The organism is Neptuniibacter sp. QD48_55, from assembly GCF_047778115.1.
In the GTDB taxonomy this organism is placed as follows: Bacteria; Pseudomonadota; Gammaproteobacteria; order Pseudomonadales; family Balneatricaceae; genus Neptuniibacter.
In genome coordinates, this window is the sequence record NZ_CP180555.1 from 214,601 (window position 1) to 239,102 (window position 24,502).

Annotated in this window: 22 protein-coding genes, 1 tRNA gene and 2 other RNA genes; 11 read left to right on the forward strand and 14 right to left on the reverse strand. The window is 45.3% G+C overall.

What is annotated here, in order from left to right; genetic code table 11:
* Positions 1 to 18: 18 nt before the first annotated feature.
* The 9 genes from ACMXYW_RS00950 to ACMXYW_RS00990 form a co-directional block, all read right to left on the reverse strand.
* Positions 19 to 822: a DUF1338 domain-containing protein gene (locus tag ACMXYW_RS00950; RefSeq protein WP_415904890.1), complete on the reverse strand. Its 804-nt coding sequence runs from the start codon at positions 820 to 822 to the stop codon at positions 19 to 21.
* Complete coding sequence (locus ACMXYW_RS00955; protein ID WP_415904891.1) at positions 819 to 2,096, reverse strand: hydrolase; 1,278 nt, start codon at positions 2,094 to 2,096, stop codon at positions 819 to 821. Before ACMXYW_RS00955 ends, ACMXYW_RS00950 begins: the two co-directional genes overlap by 4 nt.
* 7 nt (positions 2,097 to 2,103) lie before the next feature.
* Positions 2,104 to 3,318, reverse strand: coding sequence for an aspartate aminotransferase family protein (locus ACMXYW_RS00960; RefSeq protein WP_415904892.1), 1,215 nt, complete (start codon positions 3,316 to 3,318; stop codon positions 2,104 to 2,106).
* A gap of 106 nt (positions 3,319 to 3,424) precedes the next feature.
* On the reverse strand, positions 3,425 to 5,527 hold the full coding sequence (locus ACMXYW_RS00965; RefSeq protein ID WP_415904893.1) for a putative bifunctional diguanylate cyclase/phosphodiesterase: 2,103 nt from the start codon (positions 5,525 to 5,527) through the stop codon (positions 3,425 to 3,427).
* Between the two features lie 276 nt (positions 5,528 to 5,803).
* Positions 5,804 to 6,523, reverse strand: coding sequence for a glutathione S-transferase N-terminal domain-containing protein (locus ACMXYW_RS00970; protein ID WP_415904894.1), 720 nt, complete (start codon positions 6,521 to 6,523; stop codon positions 5,804 to 5,806).
* Entirely contained in the window at positions 6,524 to 7,618 is a 1,095-nt protein-coding gene (locus ACMXYW_RS00975) for an alkene reductase (protein ID WP_415904895.1), read from the reverse strand. It abuts the gene before it with no gap.
* A 155-nt stretch (positions 7,619 to 7,773) separates the two neighbouring features.
* Positions 7,774 to 8,112, reverse strand: coding sequence for a P-II family nitrogen regulator (gene glnK / locus ACMXYW_RS00980; RefSeq protein ID WP_415889925.1), 339 nt, complete (start codon positions 8,110 to 8,112; stop codon positions 7,774 to 7,776).
* Positions 8,113 to 8,309: 197 nt separating this feature from the next.
* Positions 8,310 to 9,566: an ammonium transporter gene (locus tag ACMXYW_RS00985; RefSeq protein ID WP_415904896.1), complete on the reverse strand. Its 1,257-nt coding sequence runs from the start codon at positions 9,564 to 9,566 to the stop codon at positions 8,310 to 8,312.
* A gap of 39 nt (positions 9,567 to 9,605) precedes the next feature.
* Entirely contained in the window at positions 9,606 to 9,944 is a 339-nt protein-coding gene (locus ACMXYW_RS00990) for a P-II family nitrogen regulator (RefSeq protein WP_415899815.1), read from the reverse strand.
* 284 nt (positions 9,945 to 10,228) lie between these two features.
* Here ACMXYW_RS00990 and ACMXYW_RS00995 point away from each other — a divergent pair, with 284 nt between their 5' ends.
* The 3 genes from ACMXYW_RS00995 to ACMXYW_RS01005 all read left to right on the forward strand — a co-directional run bounded on the left by ACMXYW_RS00995 (position 10,229) and on the right by ACMXYW_RS01005 (position 13,794).
* Positions 10,229 to 10,483: an accessory factor UbiK family protein gene (locus ACMXYW_RS00995; RefSeq protein WP_415904897.1), complete on the forward strand. Its 255-nt coding sequence runs from the start codon at positions 10,229 to 10,231 to the stop codon at positions 10,481 to 10,483.
* A gap of 36 nt (positions 10,484 to 10,519) precedes the next feature.
* Positions 10,520 to 12,166 carry a diguanylate cyclase domain-containing protein gene (locus ACMXYW_RS01000; RefSeq protein ID WP_415904898.1) on the forward strand — a complete coding sequence of 549 codons (1,647 nt, stop codon included), beginning with the start codon at positions 10,520 to 10,522 and terminating at the stop codon, positions 12,164 to 12,166.
* Between the two features lie 113 nt (positions 12,167 to 12,279).
* Positions 12,280 to 13,794: a YifB family Mg chelatase-like AAA ATPase gene (locus tag ACMXYW_RS01005; RefSeq protein ID WP_415904899.1), complete on the forward strand. Its 1,515-nt coding sequence runs from the start codon at positions 12,280 to 12,282 to the stop codon at positions 13,792 to 13,794.
* A gap of 9 nt (positions 13,795 to 13,803) precedes the next feature.
* Here ACMXYW_RS01005 and ACMXYW_RS01010 read toward each other — a convergent pair whose 3' ends face one another.
* Positions 13,804 to 15,522 (reverse strand): EAL domain-containing protein, encoded by a 1,719-nt coding sequence (locus ACMXYW_RS01010; protein WP_415899819.1) that lies wholly within the window; start codon positions 15,520 to 15,522, stop codon positions 13,804 to 13,806.
* A 257-nt stretch (positions 15,523 to 15,779) separates the two neighbouring features.
* Between ACMXYW_RS01010 and rep the strand changes: the two genes are divergently transcribed.
* Positions 15,780 to 17,789, forward strand: coding sequence for a DNA helicase Rep (gene rep / locus ACMXYW_RS01015; RefSeq protein WP_415904900.1), 2,010 nt, complete (start codon positions 15,780 to 15,782; stop codon positions 17,787 to 17,789).
* 59 nt (positions 17,790 to 17,848) lie between these two features.
* Here the strand turns inward: rep and ACMXYW_RS01020 are convergent, their stop codons facing one another.
* Positions 17,849 to 18,268 carry a c-type cytochrome gene (locus tag ACMXYW_RS01020; protein ID WP_415883153.1) on the reverse strand — a complete coding sequence of 140 codons (420 nt, stop codon included), beginning with the start codon at positions 18,266 to 18,268 and terminating at the stop codon, positions 17,849 to 17,851.
* A gap of 327 nt (positions 18,269 to 18,595) precedes the next feature.
* Between ACMXYW_RS01020 and ACMXYW_RS01025 the strand changes: the two genes are divergently transcribed.
* The 5 genes from ACMXYW_RS01025 to ACMXYW_RS01045 all read left to right on the forward strand — a co-directional run bounded on the left by ACMXYW_RS01025 (position 18,596) and on the right by ACMXYW_RS01045 (position 21,187).
* Positions 18,596 to 18,841, forward strand: a complete 246-nt coding sequence (locus tag ACMXYW_RS01025; RefSeq protein ID WP_415893113.1) for a hypothetical protein — start codon at positions 18,596 to 18,598, stop codon at positions 18,839 to 18,841.
* Positions 18,842 to 18,896: 55 nt separating this feature from the next.
* Positions 18,897 to 18,973 (forward strand) — tRNA-Arg (locus ACMXYW_RS01030).
* Between the two features lie 43 nt (positions 18,974 to 19,016).
* A non-coding RNA gene (locus tag ACMXYW_RS01035) (RtT sRNA) lies at positions 19,017 to 19,136 on the forward strand.
* A gap of 427 nt (positions 19,137 to 19,563) precedes the next feature.
* Positions 19,564 to 20,451, forward strand: a complete 888-nt coding sequence (locus tag ACMXYW_RS01040) for a restriction endonuclease (RefSeq protein ID WP_415904901.1) — start codon at positions 19,564 to 19,566, stop codon at positions 20,449 to 20,451.
* Positions 20,452 to 20,491: 40 nt separating this feature from the next.
* On the forward strand, positions 20,492 to 21,187 hold the full coding sequence (locus ACMXYW_RS01045; RefSeq protein ID WP_415904902.1) for a hypothetical protein: 696 nt from the start codon (positions 20,492 to 20,494) through the stop codon (positions 21,185 to 21,187).
* Between the two features lie 145 nt (positions 21,188 to 21,332).
* Here the strand turns inward: ACMXYW_RS01045 and ACMXYW_RS01050 are convergent, their stop codons facing one another.
* The 3 genes from ACMXYW_RS01050 to ACMXYW_RS01060 form a co-directional block, all read right to left on the reverse strand.
* Positions 21,333 to 21,617 carry a hypothetical protein gene (locus ACMXYW_RS01050; protein WP_415904903.1) on the reverse strand — a complete coding sequence of 95 codons (285 nt, stop codon included), beginning with the start codon at positions 21,615 to 21,617 and terminating at the stop codon, positions 21,333 to 21,335.
* 4 nt (positions 21,618 to 21,621) lie between these two features.
* Positions 21,622 to 22,020: a hypothetical protein gene (locus ACMXYW_RS01055; protein ID WP_415904904.1), complete on the reverse strand. Its 399-nt coding sequence runs from the start codon at positions 22,018 to 22,020 to the stop codon at positions 21,622 to 21,624.
* A gap of 80 nt (positions 22,021 to 22,100) precedes the next feature.
* Positions 22,101 to 23,057 (reverse strand): hypothetical protein, encoded by a 957-nt coding sequence (locus ACMXYW_RS01060; protein WP_415904905.1) that lies wholly within the window; start codon positions 23,055 to 23,057, stop codon positions 22,101 to 22,103.
* Positions 23,058 to 23,194: 137 nt separating this feature from the next.
* Here ACMXYW_RS01060 and ACMXYW_RS01065 point away from each other — a divergent pair, with 137 nt between their 5' ends.
* Both ACMXYW_RS01065 and ACMXYW_RS01070 read left to right on the forward strand, forming a co-directional pair.
* Positions 23,195 to 24,172 carry a helix-turn-helix transcriptional regulator gene (locus ACMXYW_RS01065; RefSeq protein WP_415904906.1) on the forward strand — a complete coding sequence of 326 codons (978 nt, stop codon included), beginning with the start codon at positions 23,195 to 23,197 and terminating at the stop codon, positions 24,170 to 24,172.
* A gap of 125 nt (positions 24,173 to 24,297) precedes the next feature.
* Positions 24,298 to 24,424, forward strand: a non-coding RNA gene (locus tag ACMXYW_RS01070) — RtT sRNA.
* Positions 24,425 to 24,502: the final 78 nt, after the last annotated feature.

Here is a 24,502-nt window from a genome sequence, read left to right on the forward strand (position 1 = left end):
TCCTGTTCCCTGAAGTTCCTAACGGCTATCGGTACTTTCGAAGATTTTGTCGGCAGATGCTGCGACAAAGCCTTGGTAGAGAGAGCCATCTTCCAAGGGATAGCGACGGGCAAATTCGTAGTAGCAGCCAGGTATTTCTACACTGCCATCACTAAATTCAACCGCGACTTTGCTGGCTAAGGTTGAGGATTGTTCGAGTCGCTCTTCGGGACTACCTTTGACTTCACCACCTGCACTATTGAGTTCGATTGAATGGCTTTTTAAAAACTGATTAACCTCTTCGATACTGGTGTGCGAAGTGAGTGCGTTGACGAAAATTGTGAAGTGGTTAGGTCTGAAGCCAAAGGCTGCCAGCCAAGCGGCATACTCACTTTGTGCCAGTAGTGCTTGGTACTCGTCATAACTAACTTCCCACGGACGACCGCAATAGCACAAGGTATCTGGGGATTGCTGCATAGGATCGAGTTCAGCTACTAAGTTATGCACAAGCAGTTGGTTGTCAGTGCTGAGCGATTCGGTCATCAGCTGGCTGATAAAGATTTTCGGCAGGGCAGGATCATCATGTTGAAAGTGCTTAGCGTAGAGGTGTTTGTTTGGGAAATGATATTCACCTGCTGCGCGATAGCCGCTATAGAGAAACGGCGTAGCCATTTTATCTATATTCACTTCTTCCAGATCAAAAGTGCGTAACGCAATATGATCATTGATCACTTGATAGTTAAGGTCACTGAATAGCTGGTGGATCTGGCGAGCTTCTGGGTTGAGCTCTAAATAGTCCTGCCACATCTCATCTAGCATTTGGATTAGCTCTTCATTGGTCATAGTGGCCTCCCCTGAGGGCGCAGTCGCTTAAATGGCAACCCTTCACGAGCTATGTGAAAGAGTAACAGTGCGCTGAGCTGCGCGCGTGAACTCAGGCTAGGTAAATTGATAAATTCATGGGGGCTGTGGATAAAGTTACCGGTCACACCCAAGGTATCTATATTGGGTAGACCTGCGGTCGATAAGTTATTACCGTCACAGCAGCCCCCAGTTGCACTCCAGGTTAACGCTGTACCCAGTTGTTCTGAGCATTGCTGTACCAGTTGATAGAGTGCGAGATGGGGTTGGTCGAGTTGTTTAGGGTAGCGTCCAAAATTCCCATGGAGCTCTATATGGAAGCCTTCCTGTTGATTATGCTGCTGAATAAATTCATTGATGCGCTCAAGGCACCATTCGGCATCCTCGGTTTTCTGAATGCGTACGTTAAATTTACACACGGCTAAATCGGGCACTTTATTGGTGGTTTCGCCTGCTTTGATTATGCCTGTATTGAGGGTTAAGCCCGGTTTTTGATTGTTTAATGATGCTAGCTGCAGGATCAGTTCAGCGGCTTTATTAATCGCATTCCTACCGGTTTCGGGAGCCCTGCCGGCATGAGCAGAACGACCATGGATAACCAAAGTGAAGTTACCGCTGCCTTTTCGCTTTCCTGCAAGATTGCCATCAGGCAAAGCCGGCTCGTAGATCAATCCAATGTCATGTTGTTTCGCCGCTTCGGCCAAATAGTTGGCTGAGCCGGGTGAACCGATCTCTTCATCTGGATTTAGGATGACATTCCAACCGATCTGATGAGCAAGTGGGTGCTGAGCTAATGCTTCAAGCGCGGACAGAATCACTAGAATACCGCCTTTCATATCTGCGGCACCGGGTGCGTTCAATCGAGTGTGATCTAAGCGAATCGCATGTTGGAAGGGGCTATCAACAGGAAATACAGTATCGGTATGACCGCAAAACAGGATCTGGATTGGTGCGTCTGGGTTGTGGCTGAACTTCCAAAGGGAACCGAGCGCTTGGTGTTCTGCTTTGCCTGTATAATCGATTCGCTCCCACTTCGGTAGTTCAAATCTTTCGCTTTTACTGCACAGTGGGCCGAACAGCTCTTGATATTTAAGTCCGACCTGATTAACCCCTTCGGGATTATGTGAGCCGCTATTGATTTCAACTAACTCAATCAGTTGTTGTTCTCTTAGGTGCTGTTGAACGCTGATCTTATCGAGCAGATCACGTTCTAATTGATCTAGTGGTTCGATAGATAACTGCATAATCTCTAGCATTCTCAGCTCAAGCTTGTTGGTTAAATAACTGCATTGTGCGATTGAAGCGTGCTAATCCCTCTTTAATGTCGTCTTCGGGAATAATCAGTGAGGGGGTTAGGCGAATAACATTTAAGCCTGCAACAAGCACCATCAGCCCTGTTTGTTGCGCCAACTCTAAAAACAACCGCGCTTTGCCTTGGAATTGATCGTTCAGTTCACAGCCGATTAATAGGCCCTGGCCGCGAATATCCTTAAATAACTCTGTTTTCTGATTAAATTGCGCAATTTGTTGAGTGATCTGATGATGTTTATGGAACACACCATCGAGCACCTCAGGCGTATCAACAATCTGTAAAAGTTTGAGTGCCACCGCACAGCCAAGAGGGTTGCCCCCATAAGTGCTGCCGTGGCTTCCGACGTTCAAGGATGCGGCTACCTTTTCGGTACTCAGCATAGCCGCTATGGGAAAGCCGCCGCCTAAGGCTTTGGCGGTGGTTAATATATCGGGAGTAACTTGACTGTGTTGATAGGCGTATAACTTGCCGGTACGGCCGACGCCTGTTTGTATCTCATCAAATATAAGCAAGGCATTGTGTTCAGAGCATAGGCTTTTTGCAGCCTGTAAATACTCTGCTGAGGCGGGCGTAATACCACCTTCGCCCTGAATAGGCTCGATGACTACCGCACAGGTTTTATCGCTGATCTGTTGTTCTAACGCAGCGATATCATTAAAAGGAACATGAGAAATACCCGCAGGTACTGGTTCAAATCCTTCACGATACTTTGGCTGCCCGCCAACAGATACGGTAAATAGGGTGCGGCCATGGAAACTGTTATTGCAACTGATGATTTCGTGCTTATCCGCACCAAAATTATCGTAAGCGTATTTTCGTGCGAGTTTAAACGCAGCTTCGTTTGCTTCTGCGCCTGAATTGGCAAAGTAGACCTTTTCCGCAAAGGTTTTATCACAGAGCGCTTGGGCTAATTGCAGAGCAGGTTCATTGGTCCATACATTACTCAGATGCCATAACCGATCAGCTTGCTGATGAAGTGCTGCAGTCAGTTCTGGATGGCAGTGGCCTAAAGCATTAACAGCAATACCGCCAGCAAAGTCGATGAACTCATTACTCTGCTGATCCCACACTCGGGAGCCAAGCCCTTTTACAGGAATCATCTGTTGTGGTGCGTAGTTAGGCACCATGATTTGATCGAACGTTTCCCTATCAACATTGGAGGACATAGTCTGTCTCCTCTACTGCATAGATAAGTCTAAGTTTAGACCTTAACGGGAAAAAAGCGTTGTAGAGGCAATGGTTTAACGGAGGTCGTACTTGGGGGCGACTGCCTTAATGGCCGTTTTTAGCGTCTTTGTGATCACTCTTAACAGGAGTGTCATTAGTGCTATTAAAGTACTGAGATTCGCGGTACTTTTCATTAAAGTCAGCGAAATTTAGTGGGTGACTCACGAGGAATCCTTGCATCGTGTTGCAGTTGTGCTGCTGCAGGAAGTCCATCTGCGATTGGTTCTCGACCCCTTCTGCAACCACATTCAAGCCCAGTTGTTTTGTCATGGCGATAATAGTGGATGTTATCGTCATATTGTCTTGGTCTTCGGGAACTCGATGTAAAAAGGAGCGATCTATCTTTAATAGATCGACAGGCATCTTGGTTAAATAGCTAAGAGATGAATAACCAGTGCCAAAGTCATCTATAGCGAGACTTATTCCCATGCTTTTGATGCGTTTTAGGGTATTGATAGCCGTTGGCATATCGCGCATAAGCATGCTTTCTGTTATCTCTAGCTCTAGCCACTCTGGAGCGAGTGAGGCTTTGGCTAAAGCTTCAGATATTTGAGTAATCAAAGAGGGGTCATCAAATTGGCGTACAGATAAGTTTACGCAAACTTTGATCGGAGGTAAGCCTTGATCCTGTATTGATTTAGCCGCTCGACAAGCCTCTTCTAGTACCCAACGGCCAATTGGAATAATTAAACCAGTTTCTTCAGCGTGTGGAATAAATTCATCAGGCGGTACATTGCCATTCACAGGATGCTGCCAGCGAAGCAAGGCTTCAACTGCCGTGATGCGACCATCTAAGGCGCATATCTGCGGTTGATAAGCCAAAGATAACTGATTGCCAGTTAAGGCGTTTCTTAGATCATGTTCGATTGTGAGTATGCGTTGTGCATCTTCATTCATCTGATCAGCAAAGAACGCATAAGTGTTCCTACCCTGCCTTTTTGCATGATACATAGCCAAATCAGCGTTTCTGAGCAGGTCGCTGGCATCAACACTATCGTGACCAATTAACGTAATTCCGATACTGACGGTCACGCTTAGCTCGTGAGGGCCAATCTGCATTGGTTGGGACAGTAACGATAGTACGTCGCTCACGCGGTTGATAATCTCCTCACGGTCTTCACAATCTTGAAAAATCACTGTGAATTCATCACCGCCAAGGCGGAATACAGAGGTCTGGTGACGAGTACAGAATTTTAAACGGCTCGCTATGGTGGTTAGAAGCGCATCACCTGCTTCGTGCCCCATAGTGTCGTTAATCTGCTTAAAATGATCTAAATCGAGTAGCAGTAACGCATGCAGTTTGTCACTGACTGGGTTTTGTAGATATGTATCTAGAGTGCGACGGAAGTTTCGACGATTCCCCAGCTCTGTTAGCGGGTCGAAGTAAGCCATTTTCTCTAGCTGAGCGTCGTGCTCTTTTATTTGTGATATGTCTTCACTGACAGATACAAAGTTAATGATATTTCCCAGTTCATCGTGAATCGGCGAAATATTTTGTAATGACCAGTATGTCGAACCATTTTTACGTTTATTGAGTAAGGTTCCACGCCACTGCTGATGATTAAGGACAGTGCTCCACAACTGTTTGTAAATGTCATTTGTGGTTTTTTCGGAGCGTAGAAAGCTTGGTCGCTTACCCAGTATTTCATGACCGCCCCAGCCAGTGATTTCGCTGAAACGGCTATTGGAGTATTCGATTTCACCTTGGGCGTTGGTGATAACAACTGCACTACCGGTATTCTCTACGGCATTCCGGAACACCTTAAGCTCTCTTGCCTGGCGTGCGCTCTGACTTGAGTTACGCAGCGTTATAAATACTTTCCGACCATCAGCTTTGGTAACTATAGTGAACTCGACACGTAGCTGGACACTATCTCCTTGGGAGGAGAGTACGATATGGGTGTCGTAAGAATCTCTATTCTGCGCAAGTAACCCCATGACGTGAGGGCGAATGGCGAGTTTAAAATCTTCTGGAAGTGTGTTGTTCTGAGATTCGCCTACTCTGTCCCAGATTAAGGTTGCAGCGTAGGGGTTGCAGTGCAAACAGTTGAATAGATCATCCAGCACGAGCACACCAATAGAAGATTGTTTAAACCAATCCATTGGAATCGTGCTGTGATTTGTTGTTTGTAATTCTGCTTGCTGCATAGATCTTGTTTGAATTTCTCTATTTGATCTATGTATTCTGCGCCAAAAAAAGTTGGAATTGTTTAGATGTTTAATAAAGTTGTAACTGGTTTGATGTGGGTCAATTTTAAACGATGAGCAAAGTGAATTTTTTATGAATGTTTTAGCCTAAGGTATAAAAAAATCTAATATTACATCGAGTTATCGGTGGTTTTTGGGTGTTTTGATGATTTTTATTTATTTCTGTATTTAGGGTGAAGGTTGGATTAGCCTTTACCCTTAATACAGAAATAACTACTATCTTTTTGAGAAAATTTCCCGCCCTTTATGTACAGATAGGCGCTGATTGAATCTCTCGATATAAGATCTAACTTGTTTGAATTTTTCTATTTCAGTTTCTTCTCCAGCACGGTAAACACGCTCTATCGTATCTAGCCAAGGCGCAATGGCGATATCTGCAATAGAGAAGTCTCCAGCGATCCAATTCTGATCTTCTAGCTGGTTTTCGATCACATTAAGTAGGCGTTTGGCTTCGTTTATATAGCGCTGTTTCGGTCGTGGATCTTCAATTTCACTACCGGCAAAAGCGTGGAAGTAACCCAGTTGTCCAAACATGGGGCCGACGCCTCCCACTTGAAACATCAGCCATTGAAGAACTTTAGCTTTTTCTGTGGCGTTATTACCCATGAGCTTGCCGGCCTTTTCGGCTAAGTAGACTAGAATAGCTCCGCTTTCGAACAGACCAATAGGCGAGCCTTCAGGGCCCTGAGGGTCAATGATTGCTGGGATTTTATTGTTCGGGTTTAGAGATAAATATTCCTCACTTTTGACATCGCTTGCTGCCAGCGTAACACGATGCGCTTCATATGGGATTTGTAACTCTTCAAGTGCAATGGAAATCTTCACTCCATTCGGTGTGCCTAACGAATAGAGTTGCAGAATATCAGGATGTTGCGCTGGCCAGCGTTTAGATATTGGGTACTGAGCAACGCTTGGGTAATCTTTAGGATTGCTCATTTATGCGCTCACTAAGTCTGTCTGGTCTAAGAATGGATAGTCGTTATAGCCTTCGGGGCCAGGTGTATAAAAGGTGTCGGGGTTAGGTTCATTGAGTTCGGATTCCGTCTGGAAACGAGCGACCAAATCAGGATTAGCGATAAAAGGTACACCAAAGGCAACAGCGTCTAGCTGTTTATCTAATACCGCGGAATCCGCCTCTTCATAGCTGTAGCCCATGTTGCCAATAAGGTTGCCTTGGTAGTGTTCTCGGGCGATTGAATTAACATCGCCTTGTTGCTGACCCAAGAAGTCACTGCGCATGAGGTGCCAATAAGCCAGTTGGTAATGATTTAGCTTCTCGGCGAGCCAGAAGGTTGTTCCAACAGGGTCGCTATCTTTCATGCTGTTAAAGCCGTTTAAAGGTGAAGTGCGGATACCCACTTTGTCGTTACCCCATACCTCACAAATCGCATCTAAAACTTCGAAGATCAGTCGAGATCGGTTTTCTAAGCTGCCGCCGTATTGATCTTCCCGCTGGTTTGTTCCATCGCGTAAGAACGAGTCGAGTAGATAGCCGTTGGCTGCATGAAGCTCTACGCCATCGAATCCAGCTTCTTTGGCGTTGATTGCTGCCTGTTTGAAACCAGCAATGATCTTGGGAATCTCGTCTATCTGCAGTGCGCGGGGCGTTGTGTAGGGTTTTAGACCATCGGGCGTATGTGCTTCATCTTCGATCGCTATAGGGCTTGGAGCGACCGGTTGAACGCCGTTATTTAGATCTGGATGACAGGCACGTCCGCCATGCCATAGCTGTACAACAATCTTCCCGCCTTTCTGATGTACGGCATCGGTGACTTTTTTCCAGCCCGCTATTTGTGCCTCTGAGTAGATACCGGGTTCGTTGATAAAGGCGCTGCAGTTTTCCATCGCCATAGTGGCTTCAGTAATAATCAAACCTGCAGTTGCCCGATCGGCATAATGTTGGACCATTAATGGGCTAGGAATATGATGTTTGTCTGCACGGGCACGGGTGAGAGGTGCCATCAAGATTCGATTGGATAGCTCAATACTGCCCAGTGAAATAGGGCTGAACAAGATAGGTTGTGTTGGCATAATTGGCTCTTTGTTAGTTGATCAAAATGTTGATGACTTAGATAAAGAGCTCTAAATTGAACGGAAGTTCAATTTTAATTAAAGAAATATTGCATGTAATAGAACAGGCATAAAAAAAGCGGCTTAATAGCCGCTTTTTTGGAATATCTTTTCGCTTATAGCGCGTCAGGACCGCTTTCGCCTGTACGGATACGGATTACCTGCTCTAGAGGAGAGATAAAGATCTTACCGTCACCGATTTTGCCAGTATTTGCAGTTTTGCTGATCGCTTCAATCACTTGATCAACCATGTCTGTGTCTACAGCAATTTCAATTTTCACTTTTGGAAGGAAATCAACCACATACTCTGCACCGCGGTACAATTCAGTATGGCCTTTCTGACGACCGAAGCCTTTTACTTCAGTAACGGTAACGCCTTGGATACCAATTTCAGAAAGCGCTTCACGGACATCATCCAGTTTAAACGGTTTAATCACCGCAGTGACCAGTTTCATAATGCTATTCCTCAGTTGGGCTTGCTCATTCTATGGCCTGACGACCAAGCAGCAAATGTAACTATAGTGAATTATGCGTCTTAGTATACCTAGATAATTGCAAGATGGTATATGAACAGCGTATTGGATCAATCTCTTACAGAGCACTAGTGACGCAAAAAGGGCGCTTAGCGCCCTTTTACTGTTTTAGATCAATCTTACTTGCCAGATGTAAACTCTGGGTAAGCTTCCATACCACACTCAGAGATATCCACGCCTTCGTACTCTTCTTCTTCCGATACGCGTACACCCATGATTGCTTTAAGAGCTAACCAAACACCTAGGCTTGTAGCGAATACCCAAGCGAAGATAGTTAGTGCGCCGATGATCTGACCAGAGAAAGTAGAATCGCCGTTTGTTACTGGTACTAGTAGCAGACCTAGAAGACCTACAACACCGTGAACAGAGATAGCACCTACTGGATCATCAATTTGTAGTTTATCTAGCGTTAGGATGCTGAATACAACCAGCGTACCACCTAGTGCACCGAACAGAGTCGCTTGCAGTGCAGTTGGAGTAGATGGCTCAGCAGTGATAGCAACTAGACCCGCTAGTGCACCGTTAAGCGCCATTGTTAGGTCTGCTTTACCGAATAGTAGGCGAGCTACGATCAGTGCCGCGATCACACCACCTGCAGCAGCAGCGTTAGTGTTCATGAATACAACAGCAACAGCGTTAGAGTTCTCTACATCAGATGATGCTAGTACAGAACCACCGTTGAAGCCGAACCAACCCATCCATAGAATGAACGTACCTAGTGTAGCTAGAGGTAGGTTTGCACCTGGAATAGCGTTTACAGCACCGCTTTTTGAGTATTTACCTTTACGAGCACCTAGTACTAGAACACCTGCTAGGGCTGCAGCAGCACCTGCCATGTGTACGATACCGGAACCTGCAAAGTCAGAGAAACCAAGGTCGCCTAGGTTGTAGAAACCGAATACATCGTTACCGCCCCAAGTCCAAGAACCTTCCATTGGGTAGATAACACCTGTCATTACTACAGCGAATGCTAGGAAAGCCCATAGCTTCATACGCTCAGCAACTGCACCGGATACGATAGACATTGCTGTTGCAACGAAAACTACCTGGAAGAAGAAGTCTGCAGATGGTGCGTAAGTTGCTGGCTCTTCAGCACCTGTGAAACCGTCACCAGTGATGCCAGAAAGCATGTAGTCACCGCCGTACATGATTGCGTAACCGCAAACCAAGTACATAGTACAAGAGATCGCATATAGCGCGATGTTCTTGGTTAGGATTTCAGTTGTGTTTTTCGCACGAACTAAACCCGCTTCCAGCATGGCAAAGCCTGCTGCCATCCACATTACTAAAGCACCGCACACTAGGAAGTAGAAAGTATCTAGTGCGTATTTAAGCTGGGTAACATCACCCGCTGTTGAATTCAGTAGTTCTTCCATTGGTTTATTCCTCCAGAAGCAATCAATAAGTCAAAAAAATTAAAGGGCTTCCGTACCGGTTTCACCGGTACGAATACGCACAACTTGTTCTACTGGCGTTACGAAGATCTTACCGTCGCCAATTTTGCCGGTTTGAGCTGCGCCACTAATCGCTTCTACAACTTGGTCGACAATTTCGTCAGACACTGCTGCGTCTACGCGTACTTTTGGTAGGAAGTCGACTACATATTCAGCGCCGCGGTATAGTTCAGTGTGTCCTTTCTGGCGACCAAAACCTTTAACTTCAGTCACAGTGATACCTTGTACCCCAATTTCAGAAAGGGCTTCTCGTACATCATCCAATTTAAATGGTTTGATGACAGCAGAGACCATTTTCATATTGCTATCCCCCGTAGGTAAAATTCTGTTCAGTATGCGTTTATCGTTAAACAAACATAAATTCTGTTTGCGAAGGTTATAGCGAAGGTTGTGCCATGTTTGAATTGTTCTTTAATTTCAATGGCTTATTTGTGCAATAGGTTTTTTGTAAGGTTTCCGTGCCTTTTTGTGGAGCTTCTTTAGGTGCGACGCAACATAAGAATGCACCAATATGGTGCTATCTTGAATGGTGCAGGTTTGTTGTTATAGTGACAGGCAATATTTAATTGTTAGGGGTAAGTGGGATGATTAATCCACAACTAATAGAAGGCTTGAGTGAACAGTTTTCGCAATTGCTGTCTGGGGAAAATAAGCTTCCTGGGCAAGATGAGTTACAGCAGCAGGTGAAAGCAGTTTTGCAGGGCACGTTTGATCGTCTGGATATTGTTAGTCGTGAAGAGTTTGATGCCCAGAAAGCCGTATTGCTGCGTACTAGGGAAAAAGTAGAAACTTTAGAGAAGCAAGTTCAGGCATTAGAAGAAGCATTACAGGATAAGTAACAATCCTCTTAATTTCGCTAGCTACGTAGGTTAAATATGGATCATTTTGAACAGCAGTTATTCCTTCGTTCGCCTCAAGCAGTGCTCGTAACGGATCAGGCTAATAATATAGTGCAGGCTAATCCTGCATTTACCGAAATTACCGGATATAGCCTAGATGAGGTGCAGGGCGAAAATCCGCGCTTTCTTGGGGCACGGGAATTAAATGATCCATTTTATGAGGATTTATGGCTTACCGTCAGCAGCGATGGTTGCTGGCAAGGTGAGCTATGGAATAGGCATAAGGATGGCACGGTTTATCCTGCGTGGTTCAATATCATGCGTTTGGAGAACGATCAGGGCCTAGTAACAGGTTATATGGCTCAGTTCTTCAATATTAGTCATCTTAAGAAAGAGATGAATGCCATCGTGCAATCAGCTCAGTTCGATGAACTGACTCATCTTCCGAACTGGGATATGTTCCAAGATATCTTGGCGAAACGCTTAGAGCAGAGTAAAGCGCAAGGCGAGCAGTTAGCTGTGATGCTGGTGGATCTGGACCGGTTTAAATGGATCAACGATAACCTAGGCCGCAATGTTGGCGATAACTTGCTTCAAGAAGTGGCACGCCGTTTAGGAGGGGTGGTACGCGGTGATGATGCCTTGGCACGCTTAAGTAGCGATGAGTTTGTCATGATGATTCCGCTGGCTGATGGGGTTGAATCGGCTCTTAAGGTGGCGCAGCGGGTAGTTGATCAGCTCAGTCATGGTATTTTTGTTGAACATCGGGAGATATTTATCAGCGGTAGTGTGGGTATCTCTGTCTATCCAGAGCATGCTGAGCGCCCGAAAGATTTGGTGAAAAAAGCTGATGTTGCGATGTATGCTGCGAAGCAGGGTGGACGCAATACATTCCGAGTTTACAGTGAGTTAATGGAACGCAGTAAAGGACCACAAATTTTACGAGAAGAAGATCTAACCCAAGCGATCGTTAGTGGTGCTATTCAGATGACTTATCTGCCGGTTTATAGCATCTATAGCCACCAAGTGGTTGCTGTTCATGCACGACCAAGTTGGACTCATCCAGAATTAGGGCAGATTCCCTTAGCTGATTTCTCTGCTCTATTACAAAGCCCTGAATCCTTGCAGCGTTATGAGCAGTGGCTAGATCAGGAACTGCGTGGTTTAGATGTTGTATGGGAGCGTTTTCCTAAGCTTCGTTTCATCTCGTTCCGTATCGAAAGCCAACAATTGCAAAGTAAGGAAGCGGTGCAACGCTGGGTATCTCAGCTGAGTCACTATCAGCAGCAGGGCCGTTATATGGTTGATGTTGATATTAAAACGGCGCTTGAATACGAAGGTCAGCTGTTTGATCTATTAACCAGCGAAGCGCAACTGTCCGTGAGTGGCTTTGCTTGTGAAAGCCCTATTTTAGAGCAACTGCAAGAGATTCAACCTGATCTGATTAAACTGGATGCCGATCTGATTATGGCGATGGGTAATGATGAAGGTCGTCAGAAGATCGTGGATACCGTTTTAGACATGGCTGGTCAGTTGGAGATCGAAGTGTTGGCTGATGGCGTTGCTACTGCGGGTACTCGCGGTCAATTGATGGGGCAGGGTTGTATGCTGATGCAAGGGCGTTACTTCGGTACGCCGTTGTCTTTGGAGCAGATCTTGGATCATTTGGCCGTAGAACATTAAATAATTAATCAGCTGCAGGGTTTTGAAAATGCTCTGTAGCTATGCAAAACAGTACGCCAGAGCGATGCAATTGCTTCTGGCGTCTTAATTAACTCTTCCAAGGATGGAAGCTTATGTCTTTAGCGATAGCATATACGCGCGCGCAGGTCGGAATTGATGCGCCTGCGGTTACCGTCGAGGTTCACCTGTCTGGTGGCCTTCCAAGTTTTTCAATAGTTGGGTTGCCTGAGGCTGCGGTAAAAGAAAGTCGCGAACGGGTACGTAGTGCTCTGATTAATTCAGGTTTTGAATTTCCCCAACGTCGTATTACGGTCAATTTAGCCCCAGCTGACCTGCCAAAAGAGGGTGGGCGCTACGATTTAGCTATTGCAGTAGGTATCTTGGCGGCTACTAATCAATTGCCAGCCAAATCATTAGCCGATGTCGAACTGATTGGCGAATTAGCCCTTTCGGGTGAGTTGCGACCTGTGACTGGGGTATTACCGGTTGCGCTCGCGTGCCGCTCCGAGCAGCGTCATCTGTTGCTACCCGAGATGAACCAAAATGAAGCGTTAATGGCCTCGGACTTATCTGTATTACCCGCAGGTCACCTACTGCAAGTCTGTGCGCATCTACAAGGTTCTGAGTTAATTCCAGTTGCGCAGGCAAAAGATCAGCCTTTATCCACCGATGCTTTTGGGCCGGATCTGGGCGATGTTAAAGGTCAGGCGCAAGCAAAACGCGCTTTAGAGGTGGCAGCTGCGGGTGGTCATAATATTTTGCTGGTGGGGCCGCCAGGGAGTGGTAAAAGCATGTTGGCTAACCGTTTGCCAGGGTTGTTACCGCAGATGACTGAGCAGGAAGCGCTGGAGGTGGCTGCGGTTTACTCTATTACTCAAAGTAGTAGTGAAACTCGTTTACCCAGAAAGCGACCTTTCCGCGCACCCCATCACACAGCTTCGTCTGTCGCGCTGGTTGGTGGTGGCGGAAACCCGAAACCAGGTGAGATTTCATTAGCGCATCAAGGCATCCTCTTTTTGGATGAGTTGCCTGAATTTAGTCGCAAAGTGTTGGAAGTACTGCGAGAACCGTTGGAATCGGGTGAGATTTTAATATCACGGGCTGCACGGCAATCGACGTTTCCAGCGCAATTCCAGTTAGTAACAGCTATGAATCCATGCCCTTGTGGTTATTACGCTGATGGTACGGACCGCTGTCGCTGTAGTCCTGACCAGATAAGGCGTTATCAAGGCAAGGTGTCTGGGCCGTTGTTAGATCGTATTGATCTGCAGTTGAGCGTTCAGGCGCTGTCACAGCAGGAGATGATTGAAATTCCCCAAGCCCAAGAGTCCAGTCAGTCAGTGCGTGAAAGAGTGGTGAAATCTCGCCAAGTTCAACTCAGCCGCCAAGGCGTACCTAATCAGGCATTAACAGGGCCGCAGTTAGAAACACTCTGCCAGATAGAGCAAAAAGACAAAGAGATGCTCGCTAAAGCATTAGAGAAGTTGCAGTTGTCGGCGAGGGCTTATCATCGTGTCTTAAGAGTGGCGAGAACTATTGCAGATTTAGCTGACTCCGAGAAGGTCGAGCGTTCGCATCTGATGGAAGCGTTAAGTTATAGGGTCGCGGCTAGAAGTAGTTTGAATTGATTGGTTGAATTACTGGCGTTGTAACAACATCTGTTTGAAGTCGCTAAAGCTAATCGGTGGACTGTAATAATAGCCTTGTATCTCATCGCATTCGTGCTGGATGAGGAAGTCTAGCTGTTCGCGGGTTTCTACCCCTTCAGCAATGACTTTGATATTCATGTTTTGTGCAAGGCTGATGATCGAGCGGACAATCTCAGCGGCTTCACTGGAATCCTGAACCTGACTGACAAAGGAACGGTCAATTTTAAGTGCGCTAATCGGTAATTTGTGCAGCAAAGAGAACGAAGAATAGCCGGTGCCAAAATCATCTAGGGAGAAGGTGATTCCCTTTTCAGATAGGGTATTCAGGCAGGCGCGAACATGTTCCTCGTCACTAAAAATAGCTGATTCAGTTAGTTCGAATTCCAGTACGGATGTATCGATCTGTTCCTGCTCGATAATACGCTTAATCATATCGACCAGCATGTCGTCTTTAAACTGGCGGAAGGATAGGTTTATACCGAGTTTTTCGATGGTTAGCCCCGCACTTTTGAGTTCTTGAAGGTGCTGGCCTGCTTGGTACAAAATCCAGTAACCAATCGCGACAATCATACCGTTGCTTTCGCACTGAGGAATGAAGTCTGCAGGCATGATTAAGCCCCGCTTAGGATGTTGCCAACGTATCAATGCTTCGGCACCGGATATTTTACCTGAGCGCAAATCAATTCTAGGCTGGAAAAATAGTCTGAATTGTTCAGAACGAAGTGCTGGCATCAGCTCAGCTTCGAGATCATCTGTATTCTTGGTGGCAACGTCCATACTTGGGCGATAGCAAGCATAGCTACAGCCATGGATCTGTTTGGCATTAAGGCGAGCAAGGCTGGCACGTTGGTTCAATAGGTCGACATCGTCCGCATGTTCGGGCGCCAGTGCAACACCAATACTGCAATTGAGTTGGGTCTCAATTTGATCATGTTTATAAGGTTGTTGCAGCGAGATAATCAGCTTGTTCAGGTATTCACGAACGGTTGCTTGTAGATCAATCTCGATAGATATATCGATAATAATGGCAAACTCATCACTGCCTAAGCGGGCAAAGAGTTCATCATTTTTGAGGCTGCTCTGAATCCGTTCACCCATCTCGGCAACAACCTGATCTCCGGTTGTAAATCCATAGTGGGTGTTAAACTTACGGAAGTCATCGAGATCTATGGTAATCAGTGCGAGGTGGTGCTGTTTTTCGGCTAGGTTATTCAGTTTTCGTAGTAGCGATAGGTAAAAAAACTGACGGTTGCCTGCTGTAGTTAAGGTATCTGAGTGGCGTAGTTGTTGGATCTCTGCATTCTGCTTGGCGGATTGTTCTGCGTGGCGCAGGGTTCGTAGCAATAGATCGGCATTAAGCGTATTAGTCGATAGGAAATCAGTTGCTTTCGCTTCAATCAGGGCTAGGCCTTGTTCCTCGCTGATGTATTGGTTTAAGACAATAATCGGGATATGAGGAACCGAGCTATAGATGTCGGCAATGATTGTGCTGCAAGGTAGAGGGCTGACGTTTTCGCTGAGAAGGATAAAATCTATATCGGAAATATGTGCACGTGCTAAGGCTTCGACCTGGTCTTCACAAAACATCAATTGATACAATGGAAAGCGCTCCAGTATCGATTGGATTTGCATGCGGTTTTGCTGGTATTTATCGACCAGTAAAACCTTTTTATGTTGACCGGGTAACTGTCTCAGCGCTGAGCGCATCGTTTACTTCCCCAACTTAGAACTACTACACGACACAAATCTTGCTACTGGGTATCTCCCTTAAAAGTGATTCGTGTCATAATTACTTATTAGCTTAATGGCAGATTAACATTCTGGAATAAATATTAAAACAAATGTTTTAATTCTTGTATTTCAGTATGTTAGTAGTGAATTTTAACCGGATTTCACGGTGTCACAGGTTCGTTTTATCGGCTTGTTAATGCGAAGCTTTAGTTTTTTTGAAGGTTTTTTAAAAAATGTCACGATTAAATCCACGTCAGAAAGAAGCGGTGGAATACATAGGCGGCCCATTATTGGTGCTCGCAGGTGCAGGTTCAGGCAAAACTAGTGTAATTACCCGAAAGATCGCTTACCTGATTAATCAGTGTGGTATTGCTGCACGTAATATTGCAGCGGTGACATTTACCAATAAAGCTTCACGAGAGATGAAAGAACGTGTGATGTCTCTGCTGCAAGGCGGGGATGCCAAAGGCCTAACGGTAGCGACCTTTCATAACCTTGGTTTGACCATCATCAAACGTGAATATAAAGCGCTGGGGTTTAAGCCGGGCTTCTCGATTTTTGATGACCAGGATACTAAAGCGCTGCTGAAAGACCTGATGTTGCAAAACAATGAAGAGAGCGACCAAGTGGATATGGTGCAAAACTGCATCTCCAATTGGAAGAACGAGATGCTCACGCCCGATGAAGCACTTGCTCAAGCTCAACTTCCACAAGATATTTTGGCTGCGCGCGCTTACGAAAGTTACGAACAGCACCTACGTGCTTATAACGCTGTAGATTTTGATGATCTGATCCTGATTCCGGTACGCCTGTTTGCTTCTCAACCTGAGGTTTTAGAGCGTTGGCAGAACCGTCTGCGCTACCTGCTGGTGGATGAGTATCAGGACACTAACTTGTCCCAGTATCGTTTGGTACGGCAATTGGTTGGCCATAGGGGCGCATTAACAGTGGTAGGGGACGATGACCAGTCGATCTATGCGTGGCGTGGTGCGCGTCCAGAAAACCTCAACCAGTTAGAACATGATTACCCAAGCCTTAAAGTGGTTAAATTGGAGCAGAACTATCGTTCCACCAGTTTGATCCTAAAAGCAGCCAACACGTTGATCGCCAACAACCCTCACGTTTATGAGAAGACCTTGTGGAGTGAGATGGGTATGGGTGATCCAATCAAAGTTATCCACACCCGCAACGAAGATGCCGAGTGTGATCGTATAGCAATGGAAATTACCGATCTACATCTGCGTAGAAATGTGCAGTTTAAGGATATGGCGATCTTGTATCGTGGCAACTTCCAGGCGCGTTTGTTGGAGATGAAGCTTCAGCACTATCAAGTTCCCTACAAGTTGAATGGTGGAACCTCTTTCTTCGCACGTGCAGAGATCAAAGACTTGATGAGTTACCTTAAGGTCCTTGTCAATCCTGATGATGATAACGCCTTCCTACGAATCATTAATCTACCGCGACGAGAGATCGGCCCGAGCACTCTGCAGAAGCTAGGGCAGTACTCTTTAGAGCGTCAGATCAGTATGTTCAGTGCTTGTGATGAATTAGGCTTAGAACAGGTGATGCCTGCAAATGCCGTTGAGCGTTTACGCCGTTTCTGTACTTGGATGCAGCATATCTATCGCCAATGTCACAGCGGTGATCCGATTGCGGCTATCCACGAGATGATCCGTGATATCGACTACGAAGGCTGGATTGTGCAAAACAGCTCCAGCGAAGCGATGGCTGAAAAGCGGATGCAGAACGTCTGGTTCCTGATCGAATCCTTAAAATCGACATTGGAGCGCTTACAAGAAGAAGATCCGGATTCCGGTATCCAAGAAGCCATCAATCGCCTGATGCTAATCGACATGCTGGATCGCCAAGAGGAAGAAGACGACTCAAACCGTGTGCAGCTGATGACTTTGCATGCCTCTAAAGGTTTGGAGTTCCCTCATGTCTACTTAATGGGTATGGAAGAGGAGCTACTGCCGCATCGAAACAGTATCGAAACCGATAATGTCGAAGAAGAGCGTCGCCTTGCCTATGTAGGCATCACCCGCGCTAAGCAGTGTCTAACTATCACACTTGCTAAACAGCGTAAGCAATATGGCGAAGTGATGGACTGTATGCCGAGCCGTTTCTTGGATGAGCTACCACCCGAAGATCTTGAGATCGAAGGGGCAGGCGAGAAGTGCCAAGTGCAAAACCAGAAGCGTGGTCAAGCTACGTTGAATAGTCTTAAGAATCTATTCGACTAAAAACTGCAGACACAAAAAAGGCCGCAATCGCGGCCTTCTTTATGCTCAGAACTAAGTGATTACTTAGCGCTGTCTAGCATGTGCTGAATCGCACCTTGAATCTCTTCATCAGAACAGTCAGCACATAGACCACGTGGTGGCATTGCGTTGATACCGTTGATAGCGTTCGCTAGAAGAGTTTCCATGCCTTTGCCTGCACGATCAGTCCAGTCAGCAGAGCCGTACATTGGAGCACCAGCTGCGCCAGTTGCGTGACAACCTGCACATTTCGCTGTGTATACTTCTTCAGCAGAACGAGCTGCACCACCCGCAGGTGCTGCTGCAGGCGCGCCACCACAAGTGTCATCGCCTTCGATACAAACAGAACCAACTGCCTTGATTCGTTCAATTACTGCTTCATCGTTAGAAGTAGCTTGTACAGATGCGCTAAGAGCAACACCTAGACCTAAAGCAACTAAAGCTGAAGTGATTTTTTTCACAGTCACGACCTCTCAATCAACCATAAATTGTTATATGGGCAGCGTGGCCTGTCAGGATGCCCGGCCTCAAGAGGTGCTCAGGGGCGGATATTCAGACACGACTGCTCAAAGTTTCACCGGCTGCGGATTATAGCGATAAATAATCACAACTGAAATGGGGCTTTGGCAGTGGAAGCACTTATCGGCCCGATTTGAGTAAATATTTTGATCATTCTCTATAAAAAGGGCGAAAAACAGGCATCTACAGGAGATAGATCAACTTAAAAACATGCATTTAAAGAAATCTTGTTTATACTAAGGTCTAAACTCTTGGTTAGGGAACCTAAAATGTCCAGCAATGGAATGTCTGAAACATGCGCTTGCATCCAAGCAGACGCAAAGCCAGAAGAGATGGAAAGCTTTAATCTCCTGAGCGCTATCCCTAATCAACGCATTTACCGTTGTGGCAACTGCAACGCATTCCTTGCCTACACCGAAAAGACCCAAGAGTGGGAAGTCCTCCTACAAGGCGATTTAGAAACCGAAATCAAAACCTTGTACCGACCCGAACCAACAGACGTTACTTTCGAATAATACTTGGCGAATCATATAGGCATGGGTAGAATACTGCCCGCAAACCTTCTTGAGTGCGCCTGTAGCTCAGCTGGATAGAGTAGCAGGTTCCGATCCTGTTGGTCGGGGGTTCGAATCCCTCCAGGCGCGCCACTTTTTCTATCGCAGTAATTTATCTCCTCGCACTTCGGCTGATTTAATGTACCGATCTGGAGGGTGAGAACCCCCGATGGGTTCGAGCCGAGCGAAGCGAGACAACGGAGCGTAGCGACGGCCCGAAGGGTGAGCGCAGCGAATAATCCCGTTTTTTTCTGTTTTGTTTTTGCTACCCCGTCCAACCGAGCTACAGGAACACACCAAGAATATTTTCGGCCCGGAGTTTGATGTAGTCTGGGCCTATGCCTCTCTTTTACATGTGCCAAGAGCTGAATTTGCGGGCTCAATTTCCGCTTTGATAGATTTGGTGTGATGTACTGCTCATTCAAAATGGGTGATCAGGAAAGAGAGCTTGGTGGTTGAAATTTTATTGATATGCCTGAAGGTAAATTTAGATCGTTGATGAGCAATATCAATCCGGATTTAGAAGTTGAAACTTGGATTACGAAAGATCGAAGGCTAGAGCGAGAAGAGCGATGGTTGAATGCTTCAGTCCCGATTTGATTTGGGGGTAGAAGGTAGTATTTAGCTATAGAAGCTTTTGCATGTATTCTGCTGTCATCTTATCGCGCACAGGAATGCACGCAATGTCACGGAGAGGACGTACCACTCTTTTTGAAGATCTTATCGATCTAGCATCAATTCTACCGTATTGGGTTAGCCTCTTAATTGCGGTGGTTGCCTATGTTGGCTTTCACTATTACGCAATATCAGAAATTCAGCCTGTAGCTAATTCTGCCACTGTAATGGCACAGCATATGACTGGGACGTTACTCAGAGGTATTGCGTCCTTCTTGCAATATGTCATTCCTGCCGCATTTGTTTTAGGTGCATTGTTGTCAGGAATTAAGTCTTTTCAGGCGCGAACTCAAGCTCGTAGATACCAACAATGGTCGGCTCCATCATCAACAGTGCCTAGTCCACGTCCGGCAAAAGGAAGACATCAACCAAAACCAACAGATGATATAAGTTGGCAGCAGTTTGAATTGTTAGTTGGGGAAGCTTTCCGTCAGAAGGGGTTTAGTGTTTTGCATGGAGGTGATAAAGGCCCTGATGGTGGTGTTGATGTTCGTTTGACAAAAGATGGCAAACGTTACTTAGTGCAGTGTAAACATTGGAAGACCAAACGGGTTGGAGTAACAGTAATCCGTGAGTTGTATGGAGTGATGGTCTCATCCGGTGTGGCAGGTGGTTATGTGGTCACATCAGGGGAGTGTACAGAAGAGGCGTTGAGCTTCTCTGATGGAAAACCTATCAAACTTATTAATGGTGAAGGGTTAGCGAGAATGCTCGGTAGGGAGCTTGAGGTTAGCTCAGAGGGAATTCCTAAGGATCGGTTTGAACCTAGTGCAGTGAAATGCCCAAAGTGTGGATCAGATATGGTGAAACGTGTGGCTAAACGTGGTCAGAATGCCGGGAATGAATTCTGGGGGTGTTCACGGTTTCCGAAGTGTCGATCAGTAATGGACCTGTAAATGAGTTCATATGCGCTTATAGGGAACGATAGGAATTTCTATGAAAACTGAAAGTAAAATCATAGCAGTTGTACTTTCCTGTTTCGGTGCTTTTTTGATTGGTACTTATACCGAAATGAAAGAGGGCTTTGGGATTAGCTGGGAGTCAGAGCAGTTTTCAGCTTTAGGTGCAATGCTCGCTGGTATAGCTACGATTGCTGCTGCAGGGGCCGCAATATATGCAGCAGTAAAGTGGCAGCATCAAATACACTATAAGGAACAGTATTCAGCAATTAAGGCTTTTAAAGGGGATTATATTGGTTGGGCTAGTTCTGTTGCGAACCTAAGCATGCATATTCAGTTAAGGTATCACTACAAACTGTCACAATACACTAAGCCATACTACTTATGCTCGAAGCGAGATAGGGTGCTGCTTCGCTTGATTGAAGATTACCATCAGTCTTGGCGAGACGTTAACAAGTCTTTAATGATGCTGGAGGCGTCTGATTGTGAGAAGTGTGATATAGCTGGGGAAATACAGCTTATCAATGACTATTTTGAAGCGTTTCTTTATGTATTAGAAGAACTTTCTCGCTGTGAAGAACACATGTTTAACCCACCATGTAATCAGCTAGTAAACGAGTATAGAAACGGTGCAGGTACAATGGAGCAGGTTCATATTCGATGTTTTAGGTATTTGGATGCAGCTAAGATAAAGTTCGATGAGTGGAACAAATCATCGATCAATACACATTAATTATATGTGCTAAAGCCACCCTGTGGTCACAGCGCCGCACGACAAATCACTGTGACTGCTTCTCCACCGGCATTCACTGTATCTGCCTAAGTATGGTGAGGTCTGGAGATCGTTGCTAAGAGGGCAGTCTAGCCTAAGCGAAGAGCTACTGCGTAGCTCCACCCTTACCCATAGCTCCGTTTCCACCGATGTTTTCGTGAAAGCCACCAATTACCCCCTCAAAGTAAGTGCTTTGGATTTTTGAGGCATGTTGAACTAAGTTCTTGTTATCCATGCAGGTTTGAAATAAGTTCTTTTTATCTTCAAGTGACCATCCTTCCAGAAGCTTACAGTAGTAAAGCTTTTGTTGTGTGTGACCTACTTTAGACAGCATAGTAATTGCTTTTTGTGTTTGGTTGACTTCAAGTTGAGCTGTGTCTTTACTGTTCATCTGTTTATCCTACCTTTGATTTTGGTGGGAATTCTAAATGAGTCGCACGGTATTCATTAAAGTATTCAGATTCAGTTTCTTTCGGGTTATCTACTTTGATGTATCCCATCTTTATGCCCCCATAGTTATCGATTATGTGCCTGTAAAATTCACCGCTTCTGCTCGAGGCGAGATTTTTTGAGTATTGGTGGTAACGTTGCTTTATAGATTGTTTTGTTTTTCCAATGTAAAGAATATTGGACGCACCTGAAACTCGTGGAACAGGTTTCTCAGACATAAAAAAATATACGACCCCTTTAGCTCGCTTTGCTTCTGAAGAACCAAATAGCTCCTTGAACTCTTCTGCTAAGTTTTCAGTCGAAGAAATGATCTTTGGTAGCATTACAATTTTATCGATATTCATTCTGTCTCCGAACAATTCTTGTTTCATTGTTATTAAAGAGTGAAACCCAAATGTTGAACTTTAAGTTTTGGGCTGTTGATTCATTGTTGAACGCTCTCGAAATTTGTTCGAAGTATTGTCAATTTGGGACCAAACAAAATCGCTTCACCATTAGTGAAGTTATATGTATCTGACGTTGCTATCAATGACTTATTTTCTTTGTGTGCTTGTTCTAGATGGCTGAGGCATTCGTTATAAGAGTGATAGCTAGCAAAAGTAAAATACAGCTGAGCTGGAACTTGTTCAGCTTCAAAAGCATTTGAGGTTTTGACTCGAACATTAATCCCAAACCCTGTACCTACAGCCGGAATAAGGTTTGTTTCATCTGCATTGGAACCTTCTATTTGAGTAATCTTGCATAGAATAGAAAGCTTACATGCATTGGGATAAGCATCCAGAAGGGATTCATAGGAGTTGATATTCTGATCATGAAAGTTAATTCCAGCCGAATCTATATCTTCCCCGATGCGAGCCATCATCATCCGCTTGTTAATGTCGCCAATCATCGCTTCGAAAGAACAGTTTCGAGGATATTTTTTACCTTCCTCAGCAAGATCGTATACAGAAATAGCACAATCTAGATGCTTTATATGGTTAAGTGTTGCTATCGCTTTTTCACGTCTTGATCCTTCATAAAGAAAAGGCAATGAGGTAATGAATACTAAGTTCTTACCTGTATTGTTGCATAGGGTGATCAGTGGTTGGGTAACTGAGGAACCGAACAGTCCACCTAAGCCGACGAATACTGCGATTTGGTCATATTTTGATACTAGACTAACCAGTTTTTGTTTTACGGCTTCGGGCAGTTCTGAATCTAGTCTTACAGTTTTTAAATCCTCGTCAGAGAGGCCAATAAATGCTTCTTGGTTAGTATTATCGGTAGGATCTGTGCTTCGATTGATGTTTATCTTTAGGTCAATCTCTAGGCAGTTTCCCGCCTTTAGAATGGCTGATCCGCCCCCACCTACCCCGATTAACAATGTGCTTTGAAGCTCCATTATTGCCCCTCCTTCTCTTAATGAATGTTTCGCTTGTTTATAAACTAATTTAATGGTACGACAATTAGTGTCGCATCCGGTCGCTATGCTATGAATAACTCAACGTTCAGTGCACTGATTAAAGGAGAGAGGGATTAATGGAGACTGCTCTGAGGCACATAGCTTTATTAAGAATGATTCCCAAAAAACCTAAAAAAATTTGTCTTGATGGGCTGAGGAAGGGCTTGAAAAGTCTAGGGTATGAAGTGAGTGACAGAACAATTCAAAGAGACCTGCAAAAACTCAGTAGGTTTTTTCCGTTGCTGTCTGATGAGCGGAGTAAACCATATGGGTGGTATTTTGATGAGAGCTTTGATGGTTCACTGTCAGCAGTTAGCCCTCATGAAGCTCTGACTGATGTTTTGGCGAGCAAGTTTTTACAGAATTACTTACCTCCTCCTATTAAGTCTCAAGTAGATAGAAATGAAAGTCGTGCATTCAATGTTCTGAGTGAATCAACATGTAAGAGTTTGATTGGTTGGCCTGATAAGGTTTCTCACATTCCGAATGAAATACAGCTTCTTGCTCCGGAGGTGAAGCAGGCGGTTGTGGATAAGCTTTACGATGCCTTATTTGCTGAGTTGAAAATTGAGATCAATTATAAAAATAAGGAGAAACAGACAGTAAGTCCATTGGGCATAGTTGTGCGTGGTCAGGTGATATATTTGGTGTGTACATTCTGGAGCTATAAAGACTTACGGCATATTGCAGTACACCGGATTCAAAGTCTCAATATTCTTGATGAGCAGGTTCAGTATCCAGAGAGGTTTAACTTAGAAAGGTATATAGCTGAGGGTGGGTTCAAATACCCTCAGAATTCTGGTCGTGTATCGGTTGAATTAGAGTTTATGGATAAAGCTGGGAATCATTTAATTGAAACTCCATTGTCTGAAGATCAAGTGATAACCGAGATAGAGAAAAACCATCTGCATGTCACTGCTACGGTCGAAGACACTAAGGAGCTGAGGTGGTGGCTATTGGGCTTTGGGCAGTATGTGAAGGTTATATCCCCTTCTTCGTTACGAGATGAAATGCGTCAGAAAGCAAAACAGATGTATGCCAATTACTGTAAATGATGATAAATAATGCCACTATCTGGTCACAGTGCCGCATCAGAATCGATAGTGGCCGCGCCTCCTCCGGATTTCAGCGTGAACACCTAGCCATGATGAGGTCTGGAGATCGTCGCTCAGGCGGCTTCTGAGGGCTTGTTGTACCCGGTTTTCGATCCTGTTGGTCGGGGGTTCGAGCCGAGCGAAGCGAGACAACGGAGCGCAGCGATGGCCCGAAGGGTGAGCGTAGCGAATAATCATCCAGGCGCGCCACTTTTTCTATAACCTCACATCTTTCAGTTTATTTCGTACAGATATTCAGAGCACTGAACTGGAGGGTGAGTCGAGCAGCGC

Coding starts and splice junctions, on each gene's coding strand:
- ACMXYW_RS01050 (WP_415904903.1), bottom strand. CDS start 21,617: ATGAACAGTAAAGACACAGCTCAACTTGAAGTCAACCAAACACAAAAA.
- ACMXYW_RS01055 (WP_415904904.1), bottom strand. CDS start 22,020: ATGAATATCGATAAAATTGTAATGCTACCAAAGATCATTTCTTCGACT.
- ACMXYW_RS01005 (WP_415904899.1), top strand. CDS start 12,280: ATGTCTTTAGCGATAGCATATACGCGCGCGCAGGTCGGAATTGATGCG.
- ACMXYW_RS01045 (WP_415904902.1), top strand. CDS start 20,492: ATGAAAACTGAAAGTAAAATCATAGCAGTTGTACTTTCCTGTTTCGGT.
- ACMXYW_RS01060 (WP_415904905.1), bottom strand. CDS start 23,057: ATGGAGCTTCAAAGCACATTGTTAATCGGGGTAGGTGGGGGCGGATCA.
- ACMXYW_RS01065 (WP_415904906.1), top strand. CDS start 23,195: ATGGAGACTGCTCTGAGGCACATAGCTTTATTAAGAATGATTCCCAAA.
- ACMXYW_RS01000 (WP_415904898.1), top strand. CDS start 10,520: ATGGATCATTTTGAACAGCAGTTATTCCTTCGTTCGCCTCAAGCAGTG.
- ACMXYW_RS00990 (WP_415899815.1), bottom strand. CDS start 9,944: ATGAAAATGGTCTCTGCTGTCATCAAACCATTTAAATTGGATGATGTA.
- ACMXYW_RS01040 (WP_415904901.1), top strand. CDS start 19,564: ATGTCACGGAGAGGACGTACCACTCTTTTTGAAGATCTTATCGATCTA.
- ACMXYW_RS00970 (WP_415904894.1), bottom strand. CDS start 6,523: ATGAGCAATCCTAAAGATTACCCAAGCGTTGCTCAGTACCCAATATCT.
- rep (WP_415904900.1), top strand. CDS start 15,780: ATGTCACGATTAAATCCACGTCAGAAAGAAGCGGTGGAATACATAGGC.
- ACMXYW_RS01010 (WP_415899819.1), bottom strand. CDS start 15,522: ATGCGCTCAGCGCTGAGACAGTTACCCGGTCAACATAAAAAGGTTTTA.
- glnK (WP_415889925.1), bottom strand. CDS start 8,112: ATGAAACTGGTCACTGCGGTGATTAAACCGTTTAAACTGGATGATGTC.
- ACMXYW_RS00950 (WP_415904890.1), bottom strand. CDS start 822: ATGACCAATGAAGAGCTAATCCAAATGCTAGATGAGATGTGGCAGGAC.
- ACMXYW_RS00965 (WP_415904893.1), bottom strand. CDS start 5,527: ATGCAGCAAGCAGAATTACAAACAACAAATCACAGCACGATTCCAATG.
- ACMXYW_RS00985 (WP_415904896.1), bottom strand. CDS start 9,566: ATGGAAGAACTACTGAATTCAACAGCGGGTGATGTTACCCAGCTTAAA.
- ACMXYW_RS00995 (WP_415904897.1), top strand. CDS start 10,229: ATGATTAATCCACAACTAATAGAAGGCTTGAGTGAACAGTTTTCGCAA.
- ACMXYW_RS00975 (WP_415904895.1), bottom strand. CDS start 7,618: ATGCCAACACAACCTATCTTGTTCAGCCCTATTTCACTGGGCAGTATT.
- ACMXYW_RS00960 (WP_415904892.1), bottom strand. CDS start 3,318: ATGTCCTCCAATGTTGATAGGGAAACGTTCGATCAAATCATGGTGCCT.
- ACMXYW_RS01025 (WP_415893113.1), top strand. CDS start 18,596: ATGTCCAGCAATGGAATGTCTGAAACATGCGCTTGCATCCAAGCAGAC.
- ACMXYW_RS00955 (WP_415904891.1), bottom strand. CDS start 2,096: ATGCTAGAGATTATGCAGTTATCTATCGAACCACTAGATCAATTAGAA.